Annotated in this window: 8 protein-coding genes and 1 pseudogene; 6 read left to right on the top strand and 3 right to left on the bottom strand. The window is 40.0% G+C overall.

What is annotated here, in order from left to right:
* Window positions 1–218 (bottom strand): annotated as a pseudogene (locus tag BUB92_RS10110) (ISLre2 family transposase); the annotation flags it as partial.
* A gap of 203 nt (window positions 219–421) precedes the next feature.
* On the opposite strand from BUB92_RS10110, the gene splB reads away from it, so the two are divergent.
* On the top strand, window positions 422–1453 hold the full coding sequence (gene splB, locus BUB92_RS10105) for a spore photoproduct lyase (RefSeq protein WP_073093394.1): 1032 nt from the start codon (window positions 422–424) through the stop codon (window positions 1451–1453).
* On the opposite strand, the gene BUB92_RS11960 is transcribed toward splB, so the two are convergent.
* Entirely contained in the window at window positions 1454–2284 is an 831-nt protein-coding gene (locus BUB92_RS11960; protein WP_073093392.1) for a methyl-accepting chemotaxis protein, read from the bottom strand. It abuts the gene before it with no gap.
* Window positions 2285–2501: 217 nt separating this feature from the next.
* On the opposite strand from BUB92_RS11960, the gene BUB92_RS10095 reads away from it, so the two are divergent.
* Entirely contained in the window at window positions 2502–3713 is a 1212-nt protein-coding gene (locus BUB92_RS10095) for a cofactor-independent phosphoglycerate mutase (protein ID WP_073093391.1), read from the top strand.
* 57 nt (window positions 3714–3770) lie between these two features.
* Here BUB92_RS10095 and thrC read toward each other — a convergent pair whose 3' ends face one another.
* Window positions 3771–5267 carry a threonine synthase gene (thrC, locus tag BUB92_RS10090; protein WP_073093389.1) on the bottom strand — a complete coding sequence of 499 codons (1497 nt, stop codon included), beginning with the start codon at window positions 5265–5267 and terminating at the stop codon, window positions 3771–3773.
* A gap of 297 nt (window positions 5268–5564) precedes the next feature.
* Here thrC and BUB92_RS10085 point away from each other — a divergent pair, with 297 nt between their 5' ends.
* The 4 genes from BUB92_RS10085 (at window position 5565) to BUB92_RS11585 (ending at window position 10886) form a co-directional block, all read left to right on the top strand.
* Entirely contained in the window at window positions 5565–6125 is a 561-nt protein-coding gene (locus BUB92_RS10085; RefSeq protein ID WP_073093387.1) for a DUF2726 domain-containing protein, read from the top strand.
* Window positions 6126–6252: 127 nt separating this feature from the next.
* On the top strand, window positions 6253–8079 hold the full coding sequence (locus BUB92_RS10080; protein ID WP_073093386.1) for an acyl-CoA dehydrogenase family protein: 1827 nt from the start codon (window positions 6253–6255) through the stop codon (window positions 8077–8079).
* A gap of 153 nt (window positions 8080–8232) precedes the next feature.
* Window positions 8233–10578 (top strand): GGDEF domain-containing protein, encoded by a 2346-nt coding sequence (locus BUB92_RS10075; RefSeq protein ID WP_084728465.1) that lies wholly within the window; start codon window positions 8233–8235, stop codon window positions 10576–10578.
* A 167-nt stretch (window positions 10579–10745) separates the two neighbouring features.
* The gene (locus tag BUB92_RS11585; RefSeq protein WP_159432331.1) at window positions 10746–10886 is read left to right on the top strand and encodes a hypothetical protein; all 141 of its coding nucleotides are present in this window, start codon (window positions 10746–10748) and stop codon (window positions 10884–10886) included.
* The last annotated feature ends 44 nt before the right edge of the window (window positions 10887–10930 follow it).

Below are 10930 nucleotides of genomic sequence, written 5' to 3'. Positions count from 1 at the left end.
TCAATTACAATTCCTTTTTGCTTGCGCCCAACTTTATCTTCAACAATGCTTCTATCAATCAATTCAAAATAGGTTCTTACCATATCAAGAATAAATTTATCGGTTATCTCCTTTAGATCTGTTTCTATTTCCTCCATGACTCGAGTTTCATCTTCTGAAAGAAATTCTAAAACTTGATTGATGAATTCCTGGCATTTTTGTTGTAAAATTATACTCACAAGAGACCCTCCTTTTTGGTGGTTTTTGTTTTTGGTTAACTTTTATCTTACCAAAAAGAGTGGTCTCTTGTGTTTTTTTGTTTGTATTTTTTCCTACAACAATTTTACACTATGCATTTTTTTCTCCTACTTAATTATTAATATTATTTTAGTTTGTTGAAAAAATAAGAATAAAACAGGTTATTAAAGGAGAGATTTGTTAAATGCTTACTAAACTTAAATTTAAAAGGGTTTTTTTTGAAAAAGAAGCCCTGGACTACCCTCTGGGAAAAAAGATATATCAAAATCTTCGTCAGGAAGGCTTTAATATACATTTTCTTAAATCACACAACCGGGTTACCGGTATTCCGGGACAAAATCCCCGGGAGGCTTTTTTTCAAGCTAAAAGCACTCTGGTAGTCGGCATAAGAAAAAACCTCCAATTTGAAACCTGTAAACCTTCTGCCCACTATCAGCTTCCTCTGGTTACCGGCTGTGAAGGCATATGCGAATACTGCTATCTTAATACCCAGCTGGGTAAAAAACCTTATATTCGTATCTATGTAAATGTAGACCAAATACTGGGGGAGGCTAAAAAATATATAGAAAAAAGAAAACCGGAAATAACCATATTCGAAGCTGCTGCTACTTCTGATCCTGTGGCCGTAGAACCCTATTCCGGAGCATTAAGTCAGGCTATAAGTTTTTTTGCTAAGGAAGAGTTTGGACGCCTGCGTTTTGTTACTAAATTCCCTTATGTAGATAGTTTTCTATCTCTTGAACATAATAAACACACCCGTATCCGCTTCAGTCTTAACACCGAACGCATAATAAAAACTTATGAACATCGCACACCTGATCTTCAGGAAAGATTGGACGGATTAAAAAAAATTGCTGAACATGGTTATCCGAGCGGAGTAATAATTGCTCCGGTAATACTGGATGCCGGCTGGAAAACAGAGTATGAAGACCTTTTGCAAAAAATGCATGCTTATCTAAAAGATATAAACATGGATGACTTTCACCTGGAAATAATCTCTCACCGTTTTACAACCCGGGCCAAAAATAATATCCTTCAGGTTTTCCCCCAAACCCTGCTTCCTATGGATGAAAAAACTGACCGCAAATTCAAATACGGTCAGTTTGGTTATGGCAAATTCGTATATACGGAAGATAAACTTATCCAGATGAAGGAATTTTTTAAGGAGAAAATCAGCCAGCTGTTCCCGGAAGCGGTTATAGATTATATTATTTAATCATATCTCATAAGCAATACGGGTAAGCTCTTCCAGCATACTGGTAAGCTCCTGGATACCGGCATTCATTTCCTGCGTGGCAGCTGCCTGTTCCTGGGTAGCGCGCAGGGTAACTTCCGAACTTTTTAAAGCAATGTTTATTTTTTCTTCAATTTGCCTGGTTAGCTCGCGTATTTTCCCGGCGGTTTCTTTAGAGCTTTCGGAAAGCTTACGGATTTCTGCTGCCACTACGCCAAATCCTTTACCTGCGTCTCCTGCCCGGGCCGCTTCAATAGCTGCATTTAGCCCTAACATTTTAGTCTCATCGGCAATGCTCTTTATATATTCTAAAACTTTTATGATTTCGGAGGCCAATCCCGAAATAGCACTTATTTCCTCATTCAACTTTTGTTCACTTACCGTTATTTCACTGGCCGAAGCTGCCGTCTCTTCAATAGCGGCAGCGATTTCCTGCATACCTTTTTGATAGGTATCTGCTACTTTGCGCAGGTTAAAAGCATTATCCCTCCGCACGGCTATGCCGTAGGCTCCTACTACCTTGGTTTTATCATCATCGGCAAAAGCAGGAGCTGCTATAACCTTAAGCGGCATCCCATAATAGCTTTCATCTATTTCCATAATCACCACCTGTTTGGTCTGAATAGCCCTATCAGCTGGTCCTCCTTTGGCAAAAGGAGCTCCTACCTTGACAAAAGGTACATCAAAGTTAGTGGTATCCTTAAAAATAAAGTTTTCTAAGTCGGTAGCATAAAAAGTAGTATCCTTGGGAAATAAAGGCATAAGCATTTTTACTATGTACGGAAACTCCTCTAAAAATCGGCTTGTTGGCAAATTTCATCCCCCCGTGATAATCATGTAGCGTTATTATTTACAGTTATATTTCTATACTTTCTATTTCTTTCCTCTTTTTTTATTATTTTTCTTCTGGCATCTTAACAGCTTTTACCCTCCATCTTCCCCTCATCATAAAAATGTTATAAAATTTATAAAGTGGTAAAAAAATTTGTTATTTTCCCCGCATAACTATCTAATACAGGAGTTGAATCAGGTGAAATATTTGCTTGTATTAGCCGACGGCATGGCAGATTATCCCATCTTTGAGCTTAGTAACCAAACCCCTTTAGAATATGCTAAAACACCTAATATAGATATCCTGGCTCAATACGCATGCATCGGTCTGGTAAAAACTATACCTGAAGGCTATACCCCCGGAAGTGACGTGGCCAATCTTTCGGTTATGGGTTATGACCCGGCCATCTACTATACAGGACGTTCTCCTCTGGAAGCTATCAGTATGGGAGTAACCCTGAAGGAAAAAGATTTAGCCCTGCGCTGTAATCTGGTTACCCTTTCGGAAAACGAAGAATACCACGACAAAATAATGCTTGACTACAGTGCCGGGGAGATATCTTCTAAAGAAGCCAGTGAGCTTATCTATACCCTGCAGCAAAAATTAGGGGAAGAAAAGATAAGCTTTTACGCCGGGGTAAGCTATCGCCATCTCATGCTATGGCAAGAGGCAGCCGATTATAAATTAAAACTAACCCCTCCTCATGATATATCAGATAAAAAAATAGGCCCTTATTTGCCGGAAGGGGATAAGGCAGAGAAAATTCTGGAACTTATGCAAAAAAGCCAGGATATTCTTAAAGAACACCCGGTTAATAAAAAAAGACGCCAAAAAGGGCTTAAAGAAGCTAATTCTATCTGGCTGTGGGGAGAAGGCAGAAAACCTTCTCTTACTAGTTTCTATCAGAAATACGGACTTAAAGGTTCGGTGGTAGCCGCCGTTGACCTGGTAAAAGGGTTAGGCATAGCTGCCGGGCTCCATCCGGTAGAGGTAAAAGGTGCTACGGGAAGTATCGAAACTAATTTTCGGGGTAAAGCCGAAGCTGCTATAAAGGAACTTAAAAACGGTCAGGATTTTGTATACTTGCACATCGAAGCGCCAGATGAGGCCAGCCATCAGGGCAGTTTGGAAAAGAAAATATGGGCTATTGAACAGATTGATAAAGAGGTAATAGGTCTTGTGCGTTCGGTGCTGGACTATTTTGATGATATAAGGATAATGATCATGCCTGATCATCCAACTCCTCTTTCCTTAAAAACCCATACCTCCGCACCTGTGCCTTTTATGATATATGATAAAAATAACCCTTGCTATGAAAGTCCGGGCATATATAATGAAAAATATGCGCAGGAAGGATTATTTTTCGATAGTGGCCATAAATTGATGGATTTCTTTATCCTCGGAAAATAAAGAGCAAAAAACCTACCCTCATGAGTTTAAAAACATGGCGGGTAGGTTTTTTAATATTTATTCTAAAAATTTCAAAACTACTTCCTTCATCTCATCTTTATCACATACCGTTTTGTGCAGCACCGGTTTCTTTTCTAAATCTTTTATACCGGGCGGGATATTAAGGCCGGTATAGGAAGCTAAAAGGTCCAAAATCTGAAATTCGTCTTTATCCTGCCTTAGCTCTTGTGGTAGCACAGCAGAAGCTACGCTGCCGGCAAACTTAAAAGGGCTGGCAGTTGAAGCAATTACCGTAACCGTGTTGTCTCCCGTCTTCTCCACATACTGCCTGTAAACATTAAAAGCTACTGCGGTATGGGTATCTAAAAGATATGCATACTCCTGCCACACTTCACTTATCGTCTTTATAGTCGCTTCATCATCACAAAATCCGGCCCAGAATATTTCCTGCACTTTTTCCTTTGTCAAACTGTCCACTTCATAGCGGCCAGATTTTTTGAGTTCTTCCATCCAGAAAGAAACTTTACCGGCATCATGTCCTGTCAGCTCATATAAAAGCCTTTCTAAGTTAGATGAAATAAGTATATCCATAGAAGGGGAAATAGTCTTCTCGAACTTGCGGTTGCGATCATAAACACCGGTTCTTATAAAATCAGTCAGAACATTATTGGCATTGGAAGCGCATATAAGTTTATTTATCGGTATACCCATTTTTCCTGCATAAAAGGCAGCCAGAATATTGCCGAAATTGCCGGTAGGCACTACTATATTTATCTTTTCCCCTTTTTTTATAATCCCTTTCTGCCTCAAATCCAGATAGGCAGCTATATAATACACTATCTGGGGGAGAAGCCTTCCCCAGTTTATAGAGTTGGCAGAAGACATTTTTTTATGTTTGGCTTTAAGAAGCTCTCCCATTTGCCTATCATTGAATATTTGTTTAACCCCATTCTGGGCATCGTCAAAATTGCCTCTTACGGCAGCTACCAGAACATTCTTCCCTTCCTGGGTTATCATCTGCCTTTTCTGTACTTCACTTACTCCTTCTTCAGGATAAAAAACTATTATCCGGGTATTTTCTACATCTTTAAAACCAGCCAGGGCTGCTTTACCCGTATCTCCCGAAGTAGCAACCAGAATCACAATCTCATCTGTTTCCCCGGTAATAAGGGAACTGGTAGTAAGCAAATGGGGCAATATCTGGAGAGCCATATCTTTAAAGGCACAGGTAGGCCCGTGCCACAATTCCTGAATATAGGTAGTACGGTTTAAAGCTACCAGGGGAGCAATATCTACATGGTCAAAACTCTGGTCATTATAGGCACTGTTGACACAATTTACAATCTGTTCACTACTAAAATCAGTAAGAAACTTCTTTAAAATATGAACTGCTTTTTCCTGATAGCTAAAATCCTGCATAAGTACCAGATCTTCTTCCGTAAGCTGCGGTATAAACCCGGGCACAAAAAGCCCTCCATCAGGCGCTATTCCCATTTTGATAACTTCTGCTGAAGTCAAGCCTTGATATTTGCCTCTGCTGCTTTCATATTTCATAAATATCCTCCCACTTAAAAACTTTTTATCTTACGCCCATCGCCTTAGGCATCCTTTACCTTCCTATAATAAATATTTTTCTATATAGATTGCAAGAGCCGATAATATTGTATAATAATGATAAAAACGATTTTGCTATTCCTGTTCTCCGGGATATTAAACAAACATGAACACCTGATATTGTATTCAATAAAAAATTTTGCGTATTATTATACATAAAATCTTATCTCAAACATATGCAATTATATAATTTACAGCACAAAAGAACCGTTCCCGCGTTACGTTAGGAGGTTTTTTATGGGACAAGCTATTCTTGCTTTAATTGGGCTTATACTCCTCAAGCTTTTCTGGGATGTATATAAGGAAAAAGTTACGCCCGATGTGCCACCTAAAACCAGGTCAAAAAAGGGCGGTAAGATTATTGACATAAGCGAAGCCTGGATAGACATGAATAATTTACCCTATTCTAAAAAAGAAAGCCTGCTCTCGGCAGCCGAAAAAGAGGTGTATCAAAGGTTAAATCATATTCTTAAAGAAAGCAATTTTATAGTTTTTCCCAAAGTGCGTCTAGCTGATTTTTTACATGTTGACCCCCATATAGCCAACAGCCCAGAATACCTCAAACGCATAAATGCAAAAAGTGTTGATTTTTTGATCTGTCATAGAGAAAACCTGGAACCAGTTCTTATTGTCCAGGTACATGAAGGAAGTAATGCCAGAAAAGAACAGATAGCCGAGCAATTTCTGGAAAAATCAGCTAAAGCAGCTAAAATTCCGGTTTTAGCCTTAAACTTTTCCCATATCCCCTCCCTTCCCGATTTATCCCATAAACTAAAAGAAAAAGGCATAAATATATAAACCTCTTAAAAGAGTCAGCCTTGTAAAAAGGTTGGCTCTTATTTTTTACGACCATTGATATTTTATTGTATTAATTGTTAAAATTAAAATATAAGTAAATATAATTAATCGTTAAGGAGGAATAAATATGCCATCAACTTTAATGAACACCACCCGCGATCATAAGTTTATCCTCAAAGAATGGCTGGACATGAACACTATATTTAACACCGAGAGATTTAAAGACGGCTATTCCGTAGATGACCTGGATTTTATACTGGAAAATGCCTTGAAAGGGGCCAAAGAAGTGGTGGCTCCTTCCAACATTGATTCTGATCAAATCGGAGTTAAATTTGAAAATGGCAAGGTAATAACACCTCAATCCACCAAAGACGCTTACTATTTTATCGTCAATAACGGATTTGCCGCTTCCAATGTTGACCCGGATGACGAATCTGCCCTTCCTTTATCTGTAGTTTGGACCCTCAACGAATATTTCATAGCTGCCAACCCCTCTATTCAAACCTTATGGCTGGCCAATTCCGGTGCAGCAGGTCTTATAAGAGACTTTGGCAGCGAAGAACTTAAAAAGACCTATCTCCCTAAAATGTACAGCGGCCAGTGGTCTGGTACTATGGACTTAACTGAACCTAACGCCGGCTCTGATGTAGGTGATGCTACCACCAAAGCTATTCCTACGGATGAACCGGGAGTTTACCTTATAAAAGGTACCAAGTGCTTTATAAGCGGTGGCGAACAAGATGTAACTGAAAATATCATCCACCTGGTTTTAGCTCGCATAGAAGGGGCAGCCCCGGGCACCAAAGGATTATCCCTTTTTGTGGTACCTAAATACCTGCCCGATGAAAACGGCAATCCGGGAGAATTCAATGACGTGCACTGTGCCGGTATCGAACATAAGCTGGGCCATCGCGGATCTCCTACCTGTGTCATAAATTTTGGCGAAGAAGGCAAATGTAAAGGATTTCTCCTGGGAGATCCTCCCGGCGAAGATGGCATAGGACAAGGTATGGCGCAGATGTTTAAAATGATGAATGAAGAAAGGCTTATGACTGGCCTATCGGCATGTGCTCTCGCTGCTTCTGCTTATCATAATGCTGTCGAGTACTGCCGCCAGCGCATCCAGGGTCGTCCTACTTCTGATCCTAAAGCCGGCAGATGTCCTATTATAAAACATGAAGATATAAAGAGGATGCTCATGTTCCAGAAAGCCCATGTCGAAGCTTTCCGGGCTATGGCTGTACAGACCTTCTGGTGGGCAGATATTGAAAATTACAGTTCAGATCCGGAAATGCGGAAAAAAGCAAGCATGTTCCTGGCAGTAAATACCCCCATAGTAAAAGCTTATTGTTCGGACATGGCACTTCAGTGTATATCAGAAGCTCTGCAGTGCTATGGCGGCTATGGCTTTTCCGAGGAATATCCGATTGCTCAGATCTACCGGGATGCCCGCATCTATCCCATCTGGGAAGGAACCAACTACATACAGGCTATGGACCTGGTAGGACGCAAGATGACTATGAAAAACGGTCAGGTATTTGCCGCCTGGCTTGACCATATACGTCAGTTTGCCGAAGAAAACAAAAATGCTCCCGGCTTTGAAAAAGAATTTTCCCTGTTTAACAATGCACTAGCCTGGTATGATGAGATACTTAAAATCTGGCAAGGTTTTTACAGCAAACCAGGTATGATTCAGCTTTATGCTACGCGCATGCTTCACGCTACCGGCAAGTTATGGGCAGGAAAACTCCTCCTGGAAATGGCCCTTATCGCCCAGAAGAAAATCGATGAATTAGGCAAGGACCATTATGATTACAACTTCTATCAGGGCAAAATTGCTTCTGCCCGTTTCTTCATAAATAATATAATCCCCGAAATAGGTACATTTTTGCAGATTCTCAAGAACGGAGATACCACCTGTCTGGAAATTGATGACTCTATTTTCGGCCTGTAAAAAACCTGTAAAAAAAGCCCTGTTCAAGAGGACAGGGCTTTTTTGTGCAAAATTTACATTTTGTCCTCCTTATTTTTGCAAAGATTTAAAAATAAAAACAGGTTGTTAAGCTAAACTTGTAGTCAGAACAAGTTAGCCTGGAGGTTGAGCAGGTTGCTTAATACAAATATTTTGCCCCAATACCTGGTCAAAAATATTACTGGCAAGAAAAAACCTCATCTTCGCAACTTGACCAATGACCGCAGTTCAGGATTGCCTACTCTGGTATCTGTCTTTCCTTTGCTGGATAGTCTGAGGAAAAAGATGCCTCTTGCCATCTTTTATATTGATATCGAAAATTTTCAGAGCATAGAAAACACTAAAGGCAAAGAAGTTAGCCAGCATATACTCTGGACCATAGGAGAATTCTTAAAATCAGCCTCCTTTGATTTTTATGGCCGACGTCAAAACCTAGTTACAGTAAGCCTGGGGAGTGACGATTTTCTGGTTTTTGTTGACCTCCCGCCCATAGATGAAGACTTTGCCGTTCATTATTCGGCTTTAAAAGCAGAACTGGAAAAACAGATAAACCAGATTATAGCTCCTTTAAAACTGGAAAAAAATCTACATATCCACCTGGGATATGCCGAAATAAAAGATAATGCCTGTGCTTTTATTGAATCTGTTGTTTATAAAGCTATCAAAGAAGCAGCCTTTACTGCCAAAAACTATGCCCATGCTTCTGAACATGCTAAATGGCAGATTTTTAAAACTATAATCAGCCAGAAAGGGATACGCACTTTTTATCAGCCCATAATATCACTAAAAAACGGCAAAATAACCGGATGGGAAGCCCTTTCCCGCGGCCCGCAAGGTTCGCTGCTGGAAACACCCCTAGCCTTATTTAATGCCGCCCAGTATTATAACCACTTATACGAGCTGGAAATTATATGCCAGGAAAAAGCTCTGGCCAGGATTAGTCCCTACCTAAAAGGCCATTATCTTTTTTTGAATATAAGCCCCCGTATAATATACAGCCATTATGAACAGCATTTAAAATTCATAGAGCAGCTCCTGGCAAAGTACGCTCTAGACAGTCAGAACATAGTTTTAGAACTTACCGAACGGGACGCCATAGAAAATTATGAACAGTTCAAAAAAGCTCTTAATCATTATCGGGATTCCGGCTTTCTCATCGCCATAGATGATACCGGAGCTGGTTATTCAAGCCTGCAGGCTATTGCCGAGACAAAGCCAGAATTTATGAAAGTTGATATGTCCCTAATTCGAGGAATAGATAAAGACCCCACCAAAAAAGCTTTGCTGGAAACACTTGTGAATTTTTCATGCAAGATAGGAACGCAAATTATCTGTGAAGGAATAGAGACCCTTGAAGAGTTCAAAACCCTGGCCTCTATGGGCTGTGATTACGGACAGGGCTATTTTATTGCCCAACCTGCTCCCGATATTTCCCAGGAAATTTCTTCCCCGATAACTAGTGATAATAGTTTTTTCTTTTACCCCAGCTGTTATGATTTTAAAAGCTCTCATAAAATAGAAGATATGGCTAGATACCAGGAATCATTGCCTCCTGATACCCCGGTTACCAGCATAGTAGATCTATTTAAAAACAATAAGCTTATAAACAGTTATGCTATTTGCGAAAACGACATCCCCATCGGGCTTATAACCCGGGAACGCCTTTTTGCCATCCTGGGAAGCAGATACGGCTATGACCTTTTTGCCCGCAAACCGGTAAGAAACATAATGGATAAACAACCTCTCATCCTTCCTGGCTATACCCCGGTGGAAGAAGCAGCTTCGGTCATAGCAGCCAGGTTGGAAAATGGATTTATGGATAATTATATAATAGTGACCAGAAACTGTTCTTATGCGGGTATAGTAAATACTTCTAAAATCATTGACACCCTGGCCAGGATACAAATTGCTCAGGCCAAAGACGCCCATCCCCTTACAGGTCTTCCTGGTAATTGTTATATAAAAAGAAAGCTTACAAGCCTCATAGAAGCTAAACAGGAATTCACCGTATTGTATATAGATCTGGACGATTTTAAAGCTTTTAATGACTATTATGGATTTGGGCATGGCGACAGAGCCATAACCCTGCTGGCAGATATAATAAACGAACAGGTACGCTCTTATGGAAATGCCGAAGATATGGTAGGCCATATAGGTGGAGATGATTTCATAGTCATAACTACACCGGAAAAAGCTGATACTGTCGCCAATCACATCATAGCCGAATTTGACCGCAACATAACCAAGCTTTACGACCAGGCTGCGCAAAAGTGCGGCTACATTGAAACAGCTAACCGGCAGGGTGTTATAACCCGCTTCCCTATCATGACCCTATCTATCGCAGGAATAACCAATAACCGGGAAGCTCCTTTTGTCGACTATTTGCATTTAAGTGAAACAGCCGCCAAGGTAAAAAAAATAGCCAAACAGCAAAAAGGAAGTTCTTATCTTAATAGCCGCAAAATTTCCCTCCCTGATTAAATTAAGTAAAAAAGCCTTAACCTTTAAAAAGTTAAGGCTTTCAGGCTGTCGACAAAGTCATTGTTGGCAGCCGTTTTTATTTTATTTATAATATATAAAGGAAATAGAGCAATAAATTCCTAAAAAAGTAACAAATTAAAAAAATAAGCAAGTAATGGAGGATGAAAATGTTAAGCAAAAAGAATCGTGAAACCATAAATCAACTGGAAATTGTAAGTATAGATGATCTAGTGCCCAAAGATCATCTTTTACGCTTAATAGAAGAAGCTATTGATTTTAGTTCAGATTGTAGACAAAACCGCTTTTAGAGGTGCTAATCTAAAAGCGGGTTTGTCTGCAATCTGACGCGGGG

This window comes from Thermosyntropha lipolytica DSM 11003 (assembly GCF_900129805.1).
In the GTDB taxonomy this organism is placed as follows: domain Bacteria; phylum Bacillota; class Syntrophomonadia; order Syntrophomonadales; family Syntrophomonadaceae; genus Thermosyntropha; species Thermosyntropha lipolytica.
The sequence above is the reverse complement of the archived record's forward strand: the minus strand, read 5'-3'. Positions and strand labels throughout refer to the sequence as shown.

What these genes read in the sequence shown, in the direction of transcription:
- splB (WP_073093394.1), top strand. Translation starts at nt 422, where the DNA reads ATGCTTACTAAACTTAAATTTAAAAGGGTTTTTTTTGAAAAAGAAGCC.
- thrC (WP_073093389.1), bottom strand. Translation starts at nt 5,267, where the DNA reads ATGAAATATGAAAGCAGCAGAGGCAAATATCAAGGCTTGACTTCAGCA.
- BUB92_RS10085 (WP_073093387.1), top strand. Translation starts at nt 5,565, where the DNA reads ATGGGACAAGCTATTCTTGCTTTAATTGGGCTTATACTCCTCAAGCTT.
- BUB92_RS10080 (WP_073093386.1), top strand. Translation starts at nt 6,253, where the DNA reads ATGCCATCAACTTTAATGAACACCACCCGCGATCATAAGTTTATCCTC.
- BUB92_RS11585 (WP_159432331.1), top strand. Translation starts at nt 10,746, where the DNA reads ATGTTAAGCAAAAAGAATCGTGAAACCATAAATCAACTGGAAATTGTA.